Genomic DNA, 17,837 nt, shown 5'->3' on the forward strand with positions numbered 1-17,837 from the left:
GTCGGGGAAAAAACGGAGACAAACAGGAAAAGGGGGGGGTGTTGCGGAGGGGGGGGTGTTTTTTTGGGGGGGGGTTATTTTTTTTTTTTTTTCCTTTCCCCCCCCCCCCCCCCCCCCCCCCCCCCCCCCCCCCCCCCCCCGCACCCGCCCTCCCGCGACACTTCCACGGCGCGCGGGCACAGAAAACGCCGGAGGGCCCGCAGCATGCGCTCGCTGCGGGCCCTCCGGCGCTTGCCGTACCGTCTACGCCTCGTCCCGGCGCAGCGACGGCTTCAGCTCCTTGAGCCGGCCGAGCAGGCCGTTCACGAACGAGGGCGACTCGTCCGTGGAGAACTCCTTGGCGATCTGCACCATCTCGTCCAGGACGACGGCGTCCGGGGTCTCGTCCACCCAGATCAGCTCGTAGGCGCCGAGACGCAGGATGTTCCGGTCGACGACCGGCATCCGGTCGAGCGTCCAGCCCACCGCGTACTGGGAGATCAGCTCGTCGATGCGCTTCGCGTAGACCGCGTAGCCCTCGACCAGCTGCATCGTGTACTCGCTCACCGGCGGCTGCCGGGTGTCGGACCGGGACAGCCGGATCCAGTCCGCGAGGACCGTCAGGACGTCGGCGCCGCGCTGGTCGCCCTCGAAGAGGATCTGGAAGGCGCGTTTGCGGGCCGTGTTGCGGGCAGCCACGGTTAGCTGTTCACCCGGCCGAGGTAGTCGCTCGTACGGGTGTCGACCTTGATCTTCTCACCGGTGGTGATGAAGAGCGGGACCTGGATCTGGTGGCCGGTCTCCAGGATGGCGGGCTTGGTGCCACCGGTGGAGCGGTCGCCCTGGACGCCCGGCTCGGTCTCCTGGATGACAAGCTCCACGGCGGCCGGAAGCTCGACGAAGAGCACCTCGCCCTCGTGCTGCGCGACGGTGGCGGTGAAGCCCTCGATGAGGAAGTTGGCGGCGTCGCCGACGGCCTTGCGGTCGACCATCAGCTGGTCGTAGGTCTCCATGTCCATGAAGACGAAGTACTCGCCGTCCATGTACGAGAACTGCATGTCGCGCTTGTCGACAGTGGCCGTCTCGACCTTGACACCGGCGTTGAAGGTCTTGTCGACGACCTTGCCGGAGAGCACGTTCTTGAGCTTGGTGCGCACGAAGGCCGGGCCCTTGCCGGGCTTGACGTGCTGGAACTCGACGACGGACCAGAGCTGGCCGCCTTCGAGCTTGAGCACCATGCCGTTCTTGAGGTCGTTCGTGGAAGCCACGGTTGCGGAATCTCCTGGACTGACGTACGACCCCGGGGCACGCGCACAGCGCGAGGCTAGAGCGCGAGCAGCTCCTTGGTCGTGATGGTGAGTAGCTCGGGTCCGCCGTCCGCCTCAGGGCGTACGACGAGCGTGTCATCGATCCGGACGCCGCCCCGGCCCGGGAGGTGGACCCCCGGTTCGACGGTGACCGGCACGCAAGCGTCCAGTTTACCCATGGACGCAGGGGCCAGCTGCGGGTCCTCGTCGATTTCGAGTCCGACGCCGTGTCCCGTCAGCGGTGGCAGAGCCTCAGCATAGCCTGCGGAGCCCAGTACCTGGCGTGCCGCACGGTCGACGTCGCGGTAGGCGACGCCGGGCGCCAGGGACTCTCGTCCGGCTCGCTGGGCTGCGAAAACCAGGTCGTACAGCTCGATCTGCCAGTCGGCGGGCGAGGTGCCGATGACGAAGGTACGGCCGATCTCGCAGCGGTAGCCGCGGTAGGTGGCGCCCAGACAGACGGAGAGGAAGTCGCCCTCCTCCACGCGGCGGTCGGTGGGCCGGTGGCCGCGGCGGCCGGAGTTGGGGCCGGTGGCCACCGAGGTCGCGAACGCGGGCCCGTCGGCGCCGTGGTCGACCAGACGCCGCTCCAGCTCCAGCGCGAGGTGCCGTTCCGTGCGGCCGACCAGGATGGACTCCAGCAGCTCACCGAGGGCCTGGTCGGCGATCTCGGCGCCGATGCGCAGGCAGGAGATCTCCTCCTCGTCCTTGACGACCCTGAGCTGCTCGACGGCCCCGCCGAGGTCGGCGAGGCGCAGCCCGGGGGCGACGGCGGACAGCGCACGGTGGCGGGCGACGGTGAGGTGGTGTTCCTCCACCGCGAGGGATTCGGCCCCCTGCACTTCGGCGAGGCCGGCTGCCGTGACCGCGGGGTCGCCGCCCGGCGAGGGCAGGACATGCACCGTCAGGGCCTCGTCGGGACGGCCCTCGGTCGGCCGGTCGTCCAGCGGGCCGGCGCAGGCCAGCAGGTCCTCGCTCTTGCCCAGCAGCAGCACGGAGCCCCGCGGTGCCGCACCGGCGAGGTAGCGCACGTTGGCAGGGCGCGAGATGAGCGCTGCCGCGGCGCCGGCCGCGTTGCAGCGTTCCCTGAGCTGGGCACGGCGGGTCGCGTACACCTCTGACATGAGATGATCGTAGGAGTTTTGTCCGGCTTGCGCTGGTTGGTGGGGGCCGAGTGGGGTGCGGTCGGTAGTGCCTACGGGTGCGGGCCGGCGGGGATCGATCGGGCCCACGCGGCGGAGCCGCCCCCCGATGGGGCCCCGCACCACTCGGACAGGACCGGCCGCCCGCCGGTCACCAGCTCGGGGGGCTTGCGATGGCCCTGGTCAGGACCTCGTCCAGTACTTGGGCCGTGCCCGGGACGTCCAGCTGGGAGTTGTCGATGATCGGGAGGCCCGAGCCGTACCAGCCGGCCATGCGGCCGTGGATGCGGGCCACCTCCTCGTCGGTGAGGCGGCGGTTGCCGGTGCGTTCGGCGTTGCGCTCCAGGACGATGTCGAGGCCCGGGAGGAGGACCACCGGCAGCAGGCCTGGGCCGACATGCCGCTTCCAGCCACCGAGGCCCACCACGGGGCGGTCCGGGAAGACGGCGTCGTCGAGAATGCAGGAGATGCCGTTGGCCAGGAAGTTCCGGGCGGCGAAGCCGCAGGTGCGGCGGGCCAGGCGGTACTGGGCCTCGGAGTTGTCGTTCCACCCGGACTGCGGGTTCGCGTAGCCGGCGCGGACCCATTCGCGCACGTCGTCCAGGCTGATGTGCGCGGTGGGCACCCGGCGGTGGTCGGCCCAGTACTTGGCCACGCTCGTCTTGCCCGCGCCCGCGGGGCCGATCAGCAGGACCGCCAGGGTGGTGGTCGTCGGGTCCGGGACGGCGGCCGCGGCAGGGGGCGCGGTGGGCACACCGACCGGACCGCCGGGCGGCAGCGGGACATGACCGGTCGTGTCGGGCGGCGGGGCGGGGGCGTGCTGCGGAGGCGCGGGCGGCACGGGAGCGGGCGGGGGCACGGATCCCGGCCCGGCTCCGGGGTAGCCGGGTGGCGGCGGGGGCGCGGGTGCGGGACCCTGTGGGGCTCCCGGGTGGTGTGCGGCCGGCTCCCAGCCGGCGTGCGGTCCCTGCCCCGGCCGGTGGGGCGGCGGCAGCGGAGACCCCACTGCGTGCTGCATCCGTTGCCACTCCGTCTCGTACACACATTTGGCGCTGGCAGGCGGGTACGGAGCCCGCTCCCTAGCGAACGGTACCGCCCCCGGCCGTCGTTTGGTGAAACGACCGGGGGCGGTCCGAAGTGCCCGGCCCGGAAAGGCAATCGGGCGGAAGGGAACAGTGGAGGACTTACTGGACCGCTTCCTACTGGCCCACTTCTCCGTAGGCGGCGAGGAGAACGGCCGGGTCCGGGCCCTCCAGCACGGTCGGCTTCGCCAGCCCGTCCAGGACGATGAAGCGCAGCAGGTCACCGCGGGACTTCTTGTCGACCTTCATCGCCTGCAGCAGCTTGGGCCACTGGTCGTAGCGGTAGTGCAGCGGCAGGCCGACCGACTCGAGGACGGTGCGGTGGCGGTCCGCCGTCGCATCGTCCAACCGGCCCGCCAGACGGCCCAGTTCGGCGGCGAAGTGCATGCCGACCGCGACCGCCGCACCGTGCCGCCACTTGTAGCGCTCGTTCTTCTCGATCGCGTGGCCGAGCGTGTGGCCGTAGTTCAGGATCTCCCGGAGCCCGGACTCCTTCAGGTCGGAGGAGACGACGTCCGCCTTGACCCGGATCGAGCGCTCGATCAGCTCGGCCGTGTGCGGGCCGGCCGGAGTGCGGGCGGCCTCGGGGTCGGCCTCGATGAGGTCGAGGATCACCGGGTCGACGATGAAGCCGGCCTTGATGATCTCCGCGAGACCGGAGACGTAGTCGTTGACCGGGAGGGAGTCGAGCGCGGCCAGGTCGCACAGGACACCGGCCGGCGGGTGGAACGCGCCGACCAGGTTCTTGCCCTCGGCGGTGTTGATGCCGGTCTTGCCGCCGACCGCCGCGTCCACCATGGCCAGCACGGTGGTCGGGACGGCGATCCAGCGCACCCCGCGCAGCCAGGTCGCGGCCACGAACCCGGCGAGGTCCGTGGTGGCGCCGCCGCCGACGCCGACGACGACGTCGGTGCGGGTGAAGCCGGACTGGCCCAGCGCCTTCCAGCAGTAGGCGGCGACCTCGGCGGTCTTGGCCTCCTCCGCGTTGGGCACCTGGATGGCGACGGACTCGTAGCCCTGGTCGGCCAGGTCGGCGCGCAGTGCGTCGCCGGTCTCGGCGAGCGCCTCGGGGTGGATCACCGCGACGCGCTTGGCCTTCGGCCCGATCAACCCGGCCAGCTCGCCCAGGAGTTGCCGGCCGACCAGCACCTCGTACGGCTCGGTGCCCGCGGTGCCGGCGACCTGGATCCGGGTGACTGCCTCGCTCATGCTTCCTTCAACTCCAGTGCGTCCAGCGCTGCTTGGGTGACCTCTTCGGGGGTGCGGCCGTCGGTCGGCACGACGGCGGTGGCGACCTCCTCGTACAGGTGACGGCGGGCCTCCATCAGCTCGCGCCACTGCTTGCGCGGATTGACCGCGAGCAGCGGCCGGGCCACGTTCAGGCCGGTGCGCTTGACCGCCTCCTCCACGTCCATGGAGAGGTAGACCACCCGGTGCCCGGCGAGCAGCGCCCGTGTGTCCGCGTCGAGTACCGCCCCGCCGCCGAGCGCGAGGACGCCCTCGTGCTCGGCGAGCGCGGTGTGCACCGTGCGCTTCTCGATCGCGCGGAAGGCGGACTCGCCCTCGTCCACGAAGATCTCGGCGATGGTCCGGCCCTCGGCGGCGACGATGTCGTCGTCGGTGTCCCGGTAGACGACCCCGAGGCGCTCGGCCAGCAGCTGCCCGACGGTGGACTTGCCCACTCCCATCGGGCCGACCAGTACTACCGCAGGCACGGCGGTCACCGGATGGCGAGGTTGTCGAGGTACGACTGCACGTTCCGCCGCGTCTCGGGGACGGAGTCACCACCGAACTTCTCCGCGACGGCGTCGGCCAGGACGAGCGCCACCATGGCCTCGGCGACGATGCCGGCGGCCGGGACCGCGCACACGTCGGAGCGCTGGTGGTGGGCCTGGGTGGCCTCGCCGGTGGCGACGTCGACGGTCTGCAGGGCCCGGGGCACGGTCGCGATCGGCTTCATCGCGGCGCGCACGCGCAGCAGCTCGCCGGTGCTCAGGCCGCCCTCGGTGCCGCCGGAGCGCCCGCTGGACCGCTTGATGCCCTCGGGGGTGCCGACGATCTCGTCGTGCGCCTTGGAGCCGGGCACCCGGGCCAGCTCGAAGCCGTCGCCGACCTCGACGCCCTTGATCGCCTGGATGCCCATGAGGGCGGCGGCGAGCCGGGCGTCCAGCCGGCGGTCCCAGTGCACGTGCGAACCCAGGCCGACCGGGACGCCGTAGGCGAGCACCTCGACCACGCCGCCGAGCGTGTCGCCGTCCTTGTGGGCCTGGTCGATCTCCGCGACCATCGCCTTCGAGGTGTCGGCGTCCAGGCAGCGCACCGGGTCGGCGTCCAGCTTCTCGACGTCGGCCGGGGTCGGGTAGAGGCCGTACGGGGCCTTGGCGGCGGCCAGCTCGACCACGTGGGAGACGATCTCGATGCCGGCCGTCTCCTTCAGGTAGGAGCGGGCGACGGCGCCGAGCGCCACACGCGCGGCGGTCTCGCGGGCGGAGGCGCGCTCCAGGATCGGACGGGCCTCGTCGAAACCGTACTTCTGCATGCCGGCGAGGTCGGCGTGGCCGGGCCGGGGACGGGTCAGCGGAGCGTTGCGGGCGAGGCCGTCGAGGATCTCGGGGTCGACCGGGTCGGCCGCCATGACCTGCTCCCACTTGGGCCACTCGGTGTTGCCCACCATGACCGCGATCGGGGAGCCGAGGGTGAGGCCGTGCCGGACGCCACCCAGGAAGGTGACCTCGTCGCGCTCGAACTTCATCCGCGCACCGCGGCCATAGCCGAGCCGCCGCCGCGCAAGGTGGTCCGCCACCATCTCGGTGGTGATCGGCACGCCGGCGGGAAGCCCCTCCAGCGTCGCGACAAGTGCGGGACCGTGGGACTCCCCCGCGGTCAGCCAACGCAGCCTGCTCAACGGTGCTCCTCAGTGTTCGCGCCCGGTACTGCCCTGCGTACGCACGTCCTCGCGTACGGCGACGACGCCACCGGGTGCGCGACCCCGGTCCGCCACCTCCGATCCTCCCACGTCCGGGGGCGGTGTCCGGCCGCTGGTCCAGCAGGCGGGACGCGGCGGCGGAACGGAGGCGGCCCTTCAGCGCGCGGCGAGCGCCTTCTCGCCTGCGTGCCGCATGGCCTCCAGGGGGGCAGGGGAGCGGCCCGTCATCCGCTCGACCTGGAGAACGGCCTGGTGGACCAGCAGGTCGAGGCCGCTGACCACGGCACCGCCGAACATGGACCAGCGGGCCGCGAGCTCGGTGGGCCACGGCTCGTAGAGCACGTCGAAGAGGGTGGCGGGGCGCTCGGGCACGGCGCTGGCGAGCGCGTCGGTGGTGCCGGCCGGGGTGGTGGCGATCACCAGGGGTGCCTTCAGGGCCTCCCGTGCGTCGCCCCAGTCCGCAGTACGGACGTCCACGTCGAGCCGCTCGCCCCACTGGCGCATCTCGGCGGCGCGGGCCTCGCTGCGGACGTAGGCGACGACCTCACCGGTGCAGATCCGGGCGAGTGCGGCCAGCGCCGAGGAGGCCGTGGCGCCGGCACCGAGGATCGCCGCGGAGTCGACCTGTTCGATGCCGTGCTCGCGCAGGGCGGCCACCATGCCCGGGATGTCGGTGTTGTCGCCGATGCGGCGGCCGTCCTCGGTGAAGACCACGGTGTTGACGGCGTCGACCGACGCGGCCGTCTCGCTGATCTCGTCCACCAGCGGGATGACCGCGCGCTTCAGCGGCATGGTCAGCGACAGCCCCGCCCACTCCGGCCCGAGCTCCTCGATGAAGCCGGGCAGGGCGGCTTCGTCGATCTCGAAGCGGCCGTACGACCAGTCGGTCAGTCCGAGTGCCTCGTAGGCCGCCCGGTGCAGCACCGGGGAGAGGGAGTGGGCGATGGGCGATCCGAGCACGGCAGCCCGGCGGGCGTCAGTTGCCCGAGGAGGCATTGAACTTTTCCTTGAGCTTTTCGAATTCGTCGTTGGTCTTGGCGAATTCGGTGTTGTTCACACCGTCGGTCGCCACGAAATACATCCAGCCGTCGTGCGTCGGATTCAGTGCCGCCTTCATCGCGTCCTCACCGGGGTTTCCGATCGGACCGGGCGGAAGGCCCTTGTGGGTATAGGTGTTGTACGGGCTCTGGTTGCTGTTGATCTCCTTCTCGGAGATGTGGATGTTGCTCGTGCCCTTGAGGTAGTTGTACGTCGAGTCGAACTGGAGCAATTGGTTCGTCTCGGTGTTCGTGGGCTTCAGACGGTTGTAGACCACTTCGGCCATCTTGCGGAAGTCGTCGTGCGTCTTGCCCTCGGCCTGGACCAGGCTCATGACCGTGATGAGCTGGAACGCGTTGTTCAGGCCCAACGCCTTCGCCTTCGCCGGCAGGTCGTAGGCGGCGTACCTCTCCTTGGCCTGGGTGACCATCTGCTTCAGGATCGCGTCGGGCTTCATGCCCTTCGCGGCCGCATAGGTACCCGGGAACAGGAAGCCCTCCAGCGGGTCCTGGATCTGGCTGCTGCTCTGCGCCCAGCTCGGCAGACCGAACTTCCGGTATTCCTGCTTGGCGAGCTTCCGGGTGGTTCCGGTGGACAGCTGGAGTTTCTTGTCGATCGCCGCGTAGACACCCGCGTTGCGCTCGCCGGGCGTGACGATCACATTGTTCTGGCTCTTCGGGTCGAGCATCAGCTGCACGGCGCTGGCGGCGGACATCTGCTTCTCCAGCGTATAGACGCCTTCCTGGAGCCCCTTGCCCTTGGGGTTCGCCTGCAGCGCGGAGACGAACGCGTCCGCGCTCTCGACGACGCCCGCCTCCCTCAGCTTCGTACCGATCTCCCAGCCGCCCGCGCCCTTCGGGATGGAGACCGTGACCTGTTCGCCGTTGCCGCTGCCCGCGTAGTCCGGGGCCGGGCCGAAACGATTTTGGTAGTACTTGTAGCCGAAGTAGCCGACCGTGCCGAGGCCGCCACCGAAGACCAGGACGACGACCATGCAGGCGCAGCCGGTGCGCCGCTTCTTGCTCTTGACCGGTTTCTTGCCGCGCCGTTCGCCACGGCCGGACCGGCTGTCCGCCTCGTCGTCGGCATCGTCGTCATCGCCGCCTCCGGCGAAGAAGGCGTGCTCGCCCTGGTCCTCGCCCGGGTCCCAGCCGGTCTCGGGATCCGGTTCCGGTTTCGAATCGGGACGCCTGCGGCTGGGCGGCACCGGCGGCGGGTAGGCGTCCTCGGTGCCGTAGAAGTCGGGCGCTTCCCCGCCGTAGGAAGCGGGCTGCTGGCCGTACGGGTCGCTCGGGTCGGGCGTGTAGGGCACCTGGCCGTGCGTGCCGGACGCCTCCCAGCCGCCCTGGTGCTGGTACTGCTGCGGGGCCTGCACCGCGTACTGCTGGTCCTGGCCGGTGTACTGCTGACCGTACTGCTGCCGTCCCTGCTCGTCGTAGTACTGGTACTGCTGCTGGTCGTACCCGGGCTGCTGCCCCTGGGTCCAGTCACCGTGCTGCGGCTGCGGGTACTGCTGCTGTGGCTGGCCGCCGTAGGGGGACTGCTGGCCGACGTGGGCCTGCTGTCCTCCCCATCCGCCGTCCCCGTACAACGGGTCCTCCGGATGCCACGGTTCGGAGCCAGGGCCCCGGCCATACTCAGTCATCGATCCCCTAGAGCCGCGAGGCCGACGGTCGCATGGCCGGTGGACCGGCTTCCGTTCCGCCTCTTGCTGTGCGGCGGCTGTTCGAACACCGCCGCATCGCGCGGAACGTTACCGTATCGCGATCAGATGACCACTTCGACGCCCTCGCCGGGTGCTTTACCTGACACCCGTTCGGATTCCAGGGCCTGCTGCAGGATGATGACGGCTGCTGCCTGGTCGATGACGGCCCGGCCCTTCTTGGATTTCACCCCCGAGGCGCGCAGTCCCTGACTGGCCGTCACGGTCGTCATCCGCTCGTCGACCAGCCGGACCGGCACCGGGTCGATGCCCTTGGCGAGCTCCTGGACGAAGGCGCGTACCTTCTGGGCGGCCGGGCCCTCGCCCCCCTTGAGGGAGCGAGGGAGTCCGACGACGACCTCGATCGGTTCGTACTCCTCCACCAGCTGCCTGAGGCGGCGGTGGGCGGCCGGGATGTCCCGGCCGGGGACGGTCTCCACCGGAGTGGCGAGGATCCCGTCGGGGTCACACGAGGCGACCCCGATCCGGGCGTCCCCGACGTCGATCGAGAGTCGGCGTCCTCTGCGCATTTCCGACCGTTTCCTTACTTAACTGTCACTTGGCGGTCTCGGCGACGAGGCGCTCGACGGCCTCCACGGCCTCGCCGACCGCGGCCGGGTTCTGGCCGCCGCCCTGGGCGACGTCCGGCTTGCCGCCACCGCCGCCGCCGAGCGTCTTGGCGGCGGTACGGACCAGTTCACCGGCCTTGAGGCCGCGCTCGCGGGCAGCCTCGTTGGTGGCGATGACGGTCAGCGGCTTGCCGTTGTTGACCGTGAACAGGGCGACCACGGCGGCCCGGCCGCCCTGGATGCGGCCGCGCACGTCGAGGACCAGCTTGCGCAGGTCGTCCGGCGTGGTGCCGTCCGGGACCCGGCCGGTGACAAGAGCGACGCCCTTGATGTCCTTGGCGGACTCGACGAGACCGGCGGCGGCCTGCAGCACCTTCTCGGCGCGGAACTTCTCGATCTCCTTCTCGGCGTCCTTCAGCTTGCCGAGCATCGAGGCGACCTTCTCCGGCAGCTCCTCCGAACGTCCCTTGAGCAGCTCGGTCAGCTGGTTGACGACCGTGTGCTCGCGGGCGAGGAAGTTGTAGGCGTCGACGCCGACCAGCGCCTCGATACGGCGGACACCGGAGCCGATGGAGGACTCGCCGAGCAGCTTCACCAGGCCCAGCTGGGCGGTGTTGTGCACGTGCGTGCCGCCGCACAGCTCCTTGGAGAAGTCGCCGATGGTCACGACGCGGACGCGCTCGCCGTACTTCTCGCCGAACTCGGCGATGGCGCCCTGCTTCTTGGCCTCGTCGATGCCCATGACCTCGGCGTGCACGTCGAGATCGCGGGCGAGCACCTCGTTGATCTTCTGCTCGACGTCGGTCATCACGGCCGTCGGGACGGCGGACGGGGAGCCGAAGTCGAAGCGGAAACGGCCGGGCTGGTTCTCGGAACCGGCCTGGGCGGCCGTCGGGCCGAGGGCGTCGCGCAGGGCCTGGTGGGTCAGGTGGGTGGCCGAGTGGGCGCGGGCGATGGCCTTGCGGCGGCGGGAGTCGACGGAGGCGTGGGCCTTGGCGCCGACCGTGACCTCGCCGACCTGGACGACGCCCTTGTGGACGTACACACCGGGGACCGGCTTCTGGCAGTCGCGGATCTCGATCACGGCACCGGAGTCGACCTTGATCCGGCCGGTGTCGCCGATCTGGCCGCCGCCCTCGGCGTAGAACGGGGTGCGGTCGAGGACGACCTCGACCTCGTCGCCCTCGGTGGCGGCCGGGGAGGAGACGCCGTCGACCAGGAGGCCGACGATCGTGGACTCGCCCTCGGTGTCGCCGTAGCCGATGAAGTCGGTCTCGCCGGCGGCGTCGGCGATCTCGCGGTAGGCGCCCATGTCGGCGTGGCCGGTCTTCTTGGCCTGGGCGTCGGCCTTGGCGCGCTCCCGCTGCTCCTTCATCAGGCGGCGGAAGCCGTCCTCGTCCACGGACAGCCCCTGCTCGGCGGCCATCTCGAGGGTGAGGTCGATCGGGAAGCCCCAGGTGTCGTGGAGCAGGAACGCCTTGTCGCCGGGCAGGACCGAGGAGCCGGCCTGCTTGGTCTCGGTGACGGCTGTGTCGAGGATGTTGGTGCCGGCCTTCAGCGTCTTCAGGAAGGCGTTCTCCTCGGCGAGGGCGACCTTCTCGATGCGCTCGCGGTCGGTGACCAGCTCCGGGTACTGCTGGCCCATCATCCGGATGACGGTGTCGACCAGGTCGAGCGCGACCGGACCGGTGGCGCCCAGCAGACGCATGTTCCGGATGGCGCGGCGCATGATGCGGCGCAGGACGTAGCCGCGGCCCTCGTTGCCGGGGGTGACGCCGTCGCCGATGAGCATCGTGGCCGTACGCATGTGATCCGTGACCACACGGAGGGACACGTCCGAGCCGTGGGCGTCGCCGTAGCGCACACCGGTCAGCTCGGTGGCCTTGTCGATGACGGCCATGGAGGTGTCGATCTCGTACATGTTCTGCACGCCCTGCAGAATCATGGCGAGGCGCTCCAGGCCGAGGCCCGTGTCGATGTTCTTGCTCGGCAGGTCCCCGAGGATCTCGAAGTTGTCCTTGCCGATGCCCTCGCCACGCTCGTACTGCATGAAGACGAGGTTCCAGATCTCCACGTACCGCTCGTCGTTGACGGCGGGGCCGCCCTCGACGCCGAACTCGGGGCCGCGGTCGTAGTTGATCTCGGAACAGGGACCACAGGGTCCGGGGACGCCCATGGACCAGTAGTTGTCCTTCATGCCGAGGCGCTGGATGCGCTCCTTGGGCACGCCGACGACCTCGTGCCAGATGCGCTCGGCCTCGTCGTCGTCCTTGTAGACGGTGATCCACAGGCGCTCGGGGTCGAGGCCGTAACCGCCCTTGTCCTGGGGGCTGGTGAGCAGCTCCCAGGCGAGCTTGATGGCGCCTTCCTTGAAGTAGTCGCCGAAGGAGAAGTTGCCGCACATCTGGAAGAACGTGCCGTGGCGCGTGGTCTTGCCGACCTCTTCGATGTCGGGCGTGCGCACGCACTTCTGCACGCTGGTGGCGCGCGGGAACGGCGGCTTGACCTCACCCAGGAAGTAGGGCTTGAAGGGAACCATGCCGGCGGGGACGAGGAGCAGAGTCGGGTCGTCCGCGATGAGCGACGCCGAAGGGACGACGGTGTGCCCGCGCTCCTCGAAGAAGCTCAGCCAGCGGCGGCGAATCTCGGCCGACTCCATCAGTGGTCCTCATTCCGGTTGTACGAGTACATCGGGGCTTCGATGTACTTCGGGTTGCTGTGGTTGTCGCTGTTCTCGATGGCGGTGTACCGCCGGGGTGCGGGGAGTTCGGGGTCCTCCTGGATACCCAGCGCGTCCGCCAGCTCGGCCTCCCGCTGCGCCATGTTGTCGCGGACGTCGAGCGCGAAGCCGACCGCGCGGTCCTTCAGGCGGTGACCGGTCTCCAGGGCCTTGTTGGCCGCGGTCGCGGCGAGGCTCTCGGGGGTCAGCTTCTTCAGCTTGCGGTTGACCTTGGTGGTGGCCCACACACCTGCGGCGACACCCGTGGTGAACCAGAACGTACGGCGGAACATCGCTCGGTCAGTCCTTCTTTCCCCGGTTGCTCCGCTTGCGTGCCGCCGGGACCGTGCGGCCCACGATCACGGTACGCCTGGGCTCTTTGGCGGGCACGTTCTCCTTGCGGCCGCCGATCGCCCGGCGCACGCCGTAGCCGAAGGCCGCGACCTTGACCAGCGGGCCGCCGAAGGTCGAGGCGACGGTGGTCGAGAGCGCGGAGGCGTTCGACGTGACTTCCTGGACGTCGGAGGCGATCGCGTCGACCCGGTCGATCTGGGTCTGCGCGGAGCGCACGGCCGCGGAGGCGTCGGCGAGCAGCGGGACGGCCTGGTCGGTCACGTCCGCCACGAGCTTGGTGGTCGCCTTGAGCGTCTGGGCCAGCCTCGCCAGTGCGACGGCGAGGAAGGAGACCAGGATCGCCCAGAAGACGGCCACCAGGATCCCGGCCACCTCTCCACCGGACACTGTGCGCACCCGCTCCCTGAAACGTGCTCTGAACTTCGAAACCATGAATAAGCAGTGCACCGAGCCTATCGCGCCACGGGTGCGGCTCCGTACCGGTTTACGGTCGGCGGATGGTGGAGTTGCGGGAAGCGATTGTACGGAATGAACACGGTTCAGTACGCTCCGTGTCCCATGCGAGGTCCTCAGCGCCCCGGCCCTTACACGGACGGGTCTCCGCCCCTTGAACTCACCGCCTTCGTCGGGCGCTCGGCCGAACTCGCCCAGCTGGCCGAGGCGATGGAGGCCGCCCGGCTGGTGACGGTGACCGGGGTCGGCGGCGTGGGCAAGTCCCGGCTGGCCGCACGGGCGGCGGCCCGGTCGGCGCCGCGGGCCTGGGTGAGGGTCGAGCTGGCGCCCGTACAGGATCCGCAGTTCGTGGAGTACGCGGTCGTGGAGGCGCTGGGGCTGACCGACCACACCACCCGGTTACCCCGCCAGACCCTGCTGGACCGTCTCGCCGGCCGCCGACTCCTGCTGGTGCTCGACGGGTTCGAGCATCTGGTGGCGGCCTGCGCCGACCTGGTGTCCGAACTGCTGCGCAGGCTGCCGGAGCTGCGGATGCTGGCCGTGGGGCGGCGCCCACTGGGGCTGACCGGCGAGCGGCTGTTCCCGCTGGCCCCGCTCGCCGAGGACGAGGCGGTGGAGCTGTTCACGGACCGGGCCCGGCAGCACGGGCCTGAGCCGGAGGACTGCCCCGTAGTGCGGGAGCTGTGCCGCCGGCTGGAGGGGATCCCGCTGGCTCTGGAGCTGGCCGCGGGGCGACTGCGGGCGCTGTCGCCGGCGCAGTTGCTGGAGCGGCTCGACGACCGGTTCCGGCTGCTGACCGGCGGCGGCCGGGACGCTCTCCCCCGCCATCAGGCGCTGCGTACGGCGATCGGCTGGAGCCATGAGCTGTGCACCCCGGCGGAGCGGCTGCTGTGGGCGCGGCTCTCGGTGTTCGCGCAGACCTTCGACCTGGAGGCGGCCGAGTACGTGTGCAGCGGGGACGGGCTGGACGCCGAGGACGTCCTGGACGTGCTGACGGAGCTGCTCGCGCAGTCGGTCCTGTCCCGCGAGGAGACTCCGGCGGGCCCCCGCTACAGGATGCTGGACACGGTCCGGGCCTACGGCGGCGACTGGCTGGAGGCGACGGGCGACGCGGTACGGCTGCGGCGGCGGCACCGGGACTGGTACCTGGGGCTGGCGACCTGGTGCGAGCTGGAGTGGTTCTCGGCCCGGCAGCGCGAGGTGGCGGCGCGGGTCGAGGTCGAGCTGCCGAACCTGCGCACCGCCCTGGAGTTCTGCCTGACCGAGCCGGACGAGGCGCATCTGGGGCAGTACCTGGCGGGTTCGCTGTGGTTCTGCTGGGCCGGCTGCGGGCGGCTGTCGGAGGGGCGGCGCTGGCTGGAGCGCAGCGTGGAGCTGGATTCGGAGTACGAGCAGTCCCGGCTGAAGGCCCTGTGGGTGCTCGGTTATGTGGCGATCCTGCAGGGCGACACCGTGCCGGCGCTGGCCGCGCTGCGGGAGTGCCGGGTGCAGGCGGAGCGGGTCGCGGACGGAACGGCGGTCGCGTACGCGGAGCACCGCACCGGCTGTCTGGCCCTGGTCACGGATGACATGGCACGCGCAGAAACGCTGCTGCGCTCGGCTCTCGACCGGTACCAGGAGATCGGCGAGCTGAACAGCAACGTGCTGATGGCCCAGGTGGAGCTGGCAATGGCGCGGGCGTTCCAGGGGGATCTGGCGGACGCGGTGCGGCTGTGCGAGGACGTAAGCCGGGTGTGCGAGGACCACGGCGAGCGCTGGGCCCGGTCGTACGCGCTGTACGTGCTGGCCTACGCGGCCTGGCGGGACGGTGATCCGGCCGGCGCGCGGGAGCTGCTCGCGGACTGCCTGGACAACGCGCACGCCTTCCACGATCTGCTGGGATCGGTGCTGTCCCTCGAACTGCTCGCCCTGGTGACGGCGGCCCAGGGCGACCCGGCCGAGGCGGCGGTGCTGCAGGGCGCCGCGGGCCGGATGTGGCCGTCGGTGGGGCTGCCGCTGTTCGGCTCCGCCTACTACAACGCCCCGCACGAGCTGTGCGAGGCGACGGCCCGGCAGGCGCTCGGCGACGAGCGGTACGAGGAGTGCGTGCGCGCGGGGGCGGAGCTGGACGGCGACGCGGCCGTGGCGCGGGCGCTGGGGGGCGGCGGCGTACGGCCGCTGGAGGCCCTGCCGGCGCCGCGCGGGCCGGTGTCGCACGCGCTCGGGGACGCCGGGAAACGCGAACCCGCCGCCTCGCCCACCCGGAAGGGCGGGGAGACGGCGGGCTGAGATGCTGCGCCGGTGCTGGGATCAGCGGGCGTAGTACTCGACGACGAGCTGCTCGTCGCAGATCACCGGGATCTCCTTGCGGTTCGGCTCGCGGTCCAGGCGGAACGCCAGGGCCTTGAGGTTCACCTGCAGGTAGCGCGGGGTCTCACCGTCGGGGGCGAAGCCACCCTCGCGGGCGATCTGGAAGAGGGTCTTGTCCTTGGAGCGGTCGCGGACCTGCACGACGTCGTCCGGACGGACACGGAAGGACGGCTTGTCGACCTTCTGGCCGTTGACCTGGATGTGGCCGTGGACGACCATCTGGCGGGCCTGGTAGATCGTGCGGGCGATGCCCGAACGCAGGACCAGCGCGTCGAGACGGCGCTCCAGCTCGACGATCAGGGCCTCACCGGTCTTGCCCTGGACCTTGGACGCACGCTCGTAGGCGCGGACCAGCTGGCGCTCGGAGATGTCGTACTGAGCGCGCAGGCGCTGCTTCTCGAGCAGACGGACCTTGTAGTCCGAGTTCTGCTTGCGGCCGCGGCCGTGCTCGCCCGGCGGGTAGGGGCGGGCCTCGAAGTACTTGACGGCCTTCGGGGTCAGCGCGATGCCGAGGGCACGCGACTTCTTGACCTTGGGGCGGGACTGGTTCGCCACTGTCTTTCTCTTTCCTCGTTTTCGGCTTGTCAGAGTTGAGGGAGGTCGCATCCGCAGCCGGGGAAACCCGCCGGGTCCGTATCGGACCTGTCGGGCAGCCGCTCCCCTGGTCTGGGCACATACGTGCAGCACGCGAGTGGCCCACCGACCTCTCCCGGGATCCGGGTGGTGGTGGGCTGCCCGCGACACCGTTCGACGGTGCGCGACGCTCCTGGAGATCAGTCCCGAGGGACCGGGTCTCCGGCTGGCTGTCCCGCTCTGACTGCGCGGGACTCAGCACTTCGAGGGATTCTACAGGGCGCTCAGGACCGCTTGCGACCGAGGTGCTTGCGGGTCCATTCGACGGCGTCCGCGTACCGGGCCTCGGCTCCGTGCCGGGTCGGTGTGTAGTACTCGCGGTCCTTGAGGGCGTCCGGGGCGTACTGCTGCTGGGCGATGCCCTCGGGCAGGTCGTGCGGGTACACGTAGCCCTGCGCGTGGCCGAGCTTGGCGGCGCCCTTGTAGTGCCCGTCCCGCAGGTGCGGCGGTACGGCTCCGGCCAGGCCCTTGCGTACGTCCTCCATGGCCGCGCCGATCGCGGTGGTCGCGGCGTTGGACTTGGGGGCGAGCGCGAGGGCGATGGTGGCGTGGCTGAGGGTGAGGGCGGCCTCGGGGAAGCCGATCATGGCGACGGCCTGGGCGGCGGCGACCGCGATGGGCAGCGCGTGGGGGTCGGCCAGACCGATGTCCTCGCTGGCGGAGATCATCAGGCGGCGGGCGATGAAGCGGGGGTCCTCTCCGGCCTCGATCATGCGCGCCAGGTAGTGCAGGGCGGCGTCGACGTCGGAGCCGCGGATCGACTTGATGAGGGCGCTGGCGACGTCGTAGTGCTGGTCGCCGTCGCGGTCGTACTTCACCGCGGCCCGGTCGACGGTCTGCTCCAGGGTCCGGAGGCTGATCTCCGGCTCGCCCTGGTCGAGGGCGGCCCCGGCGGCGGCCTCCAGGGCGGTCAGGGCGCGGCGGGCGTCGCCGCCGGCGATGCGCAGGAGGTGGTCCTCGGTGTCCTCGGGGAGGGTGACGGCCGCCTTGAGGCCGCGCTCGTCGGTCAGCGCCCGCTTCAGGAGTCCGCGGATGTCGTCGTCGGTGAGGGGTTCGAGGGTGAGGAGGAGGGAGCGCGACAGCAGCGGGGAGATGACCGAGAAGTACGGGTTCTCCGTGGTCGCGGCGATCAGGGTCACCCAGCGGTTCTCGACCGCGGGGAGCAGGGAGTCCTGCTGGGCCTTGCTGAAGCGGTGGATCTCGTCCAGGAAGAGGACGGTCTCCTTGCCGAAGGCGCCGGTGGCGCGGCGGGCCCCGTCGATGACCGCGCGGACCTCCTTGACGCCCGCGGTGATCGCGGACAGCTCCACGAACCGCTTGTCGGTCGCCTTGGAGACGACGTAGGCGAGGGTCGTCTTGCCGATGCCGGGCGGGCCCCAGAGGATCACCGAGGAGGGTCCGGCCGGGCCGCCGCTGCCCTCGCCGACCAGTCTGCGCAGCGGGGATCCCGGCTTGAGCAGGTGCTGCTGGCCCACCACCTCGTCGAGGGTGCGCGGGCGCATGCGGACCGCCAGGGGGCTGCCGGCCGGGTCCTTCTCCTGGCGTTCCTCTGCTGCGGCGGTGAACAGGTCGGCTTCCACGCTG

Annotated in this window: 16 protein-coding genes; 1 reads left to right on the forward strand and 15 read right to left on the reverse strand. The window is 70.8% G+C overall.

All coding sequences use genetic code 11. The features are described from left to right. Positions 1-243: 243 nt before the first annotated feature. The 13 genes from nusB to AC07DS_RS09800 all read right to left on the reverse strand — a co-directional run bounded on the left by nusB (position 244) and on the right by AC07DS_RS09800 (position 13,205). Positions 244-678, reverse strand: coding sequence for a transcription antitermination factor NusB (gene nusB, locus AC07DS_RS09740; protein ID WP_479143939.1), 435 nt, complete (start codon positions 676-678; stop codon positions 244-246). Between the two features lie 2 nt (positions 679-680). Further along, entirely contained in the window at positions 681-1,247 is a 567-nt protein-coding gene (gene efp / locus AC07DS_RS09745) for an elongation factor P (RefSeq protein ID WP_451726020.1), read from the reverse strand. Positions 1,248-1,303: 56 nt separating this feature from the next. Beyond that, a complete protein-coding gene (locus AC07DS_RS09750; protein ID WP_479143940.1) occupies positions 1,304-2,410 on the reverse strand; it encodes an aminopeptidase P family protein in 1,107 nt (368 codons plus the stop codon). A gap of 169 nt (positions 2,411-2,579) precedes the next feature. Further along, positions 2,580-3,446, reverse strand: a complete 867-nt coding sequence (locus tag AC07DS_RS09755; protein ID WP_479143941.1) for a Pro-rich N-terminal domain-containing protein — start codon at positions 3,444-3,446, stop codon at positions 2,580-2,582. A 181-nt stretch (positions 3,447-3,627) separates the two neighbouring features. Then, on the reverse strand, positions 3,628-4,719 hold the full coding sequence (gene aroB / locus AC07DS_RS09760; protein WP_479143942.1) for a 3-dehydroquinate synthase: 1,092 nt from the start codon (positions 4,717-4,719) through the stop codon (positions 3,628-3,630). Beyond that, entirely contained in the window at positions 4,716-5,198 is a 483-nt protein-coding gene (locus AC07DS_RS09765) for a shikimate kinase (RefSeq protein ID WP_479144228.1), read from the reverse strand. The genes aroB and AC07DS_RS09765 overlap by 4 nt, the downstream gene beginning before the upstream one ends. A 32-nt stretch (positions 5,199-5,230) precedes the next feature. Beyond that, the gene (gene aroC / locus AC07DS_RS09770) at positions 5,231-6,415 is read right to left on the reverse strand and encodes a chorismate synthase (RefSeq protein WP_479143943.1); all 1,185 of its coding nucleotides are present in this window, start codon (positions 6,413-6,415) and stop codon (positions 5,231-5,233) included. A 177-nt stretch (positions 6,416-6,592) separates the two neighbouring features. Continuing rightward, positions 6,593-7,432 carry a shikimate dehydrogenase gene (locus AC07DS_RS09775; RefSeq protein WP_479143944.1) on the reverse strand — a complete coding sequence of 280 codons (840 nt, stop codon included), beginning with the start codon at positions 7,430-7,432 and terminating at the stop codon, positions 6,593-6,595. Then, positions 7,413-9,119, reverse strand: a complete 1,707-nt coding sequence (mltG, locus tag AC07DS_RS09780; protein WP_479143945.1) for an endolytic transglycosylase MltG — start codon at positions 9,117-9,119, stop codon at positions 7,413-7,415. Before mltG ends, AC07DS_RS09775 begins: the two co-directional genes overlap by 20 nt. Positions 9,120-9,241: 122 nt before the next feature. Further along, a complete protein-coding gene (gene ruvX / locus AC07DS_RS09785) occupies positions 9,242-9,706 on the reverse strand; it encodes a Holliday junction resolvase RuvX (RefSeq protein ID WP_145881128.1) in 465 nt (154 codons plus the stop codon). Between the two features lie 25 nt (positions 9,707-9,731). Continuing rightward, positions 9,732-12,404, reverse strand: coding sequence for an alanine--tRNA ligase (alaS, locus tag AC07DS_RS09790; RefSeq protein WP_479143946.1), 2,673 nt, complete (start codon positions 12,402-12,404; stop codon positions 9,732-9,734). After that, positions 12,404-12,757, reverse strand: coding sequence for a hypothetical protein (locus AC07DS_RS09795; protein ID WP_479143947.1), 354 nt, complete (start codon positions 12,755-12,757; stop codon positions 12,404-12,406). Before AC07DS_RS09795 ends, alaS begins: the two co-directional genes overlap by 1 nt. 7 nt (positions 12,758-12,764) lie before the next feature. Beyond that, positions 12,765-13,205: a DUF948 domain-containing protein gene (locus tag AC07DS_RS09800; RefSeq protein ID WP_094220724.1), complete on the reverse strand. Its 441-nt coding sequence runs from the start codon at positions 13,203-13,205 to the stop codon at positions 12,765-12,767. A 171-nt stretch (positions 13,206-13,376) separates the two neighbouring features. On the opposite strand from AC07DS_RS09800, the gene AC07DS_RS09805 reads away from it, so the two are divergent. After that, a complete protein-coding gene (locus AC07DS_RS09805) occupies positions 13,377-15,539 on the forward strand; it encodes an ATP-binding protein (RefSeq protein WP_479143948.1) in 2,163 nt (720 codons plus the stop codon). 21 nt (positions 15,540-15,560) lie between these two features. Here AC07DS_RS09805 and rpsD read toward each other — a convergent pair whose 3' ends face one another. Together rpsD and AC07DS_RS09815 are read right to left on the reverse strand one after the other, a co-directional pair. Further along, positions 15,561-16,175, reverse strand: coding sequence for a 30S ribosomal protein S4 (gene rpsD, locus AC07DS_RS09810; protein WP_020938857.1), 615 nt, complete (start codon positions 16,173-16,175; stop codon positions 15,561-15,563). Between the two features lie 302 nt (positions 16,176-16,477). Continuing rightward, positions 16,478-17,833 carry a replication-associated recombination protein A gene (locus AC07DS_RS09815; RefSeq protein WP_479143949.1) on the reverse strand — a complete coding sequence of 452 codons (1,356 nt, stop codon included), beginning with the start codon at positions 17,831-17,833 and terminating at the stop codon, positions 16,478-16,480. Positions 17,834-17,837 lie beyond the last annotated feature (4 nt).

Source organism: Streptomyces sp. NPDC044064 (genome assembly GCF_056434245.1).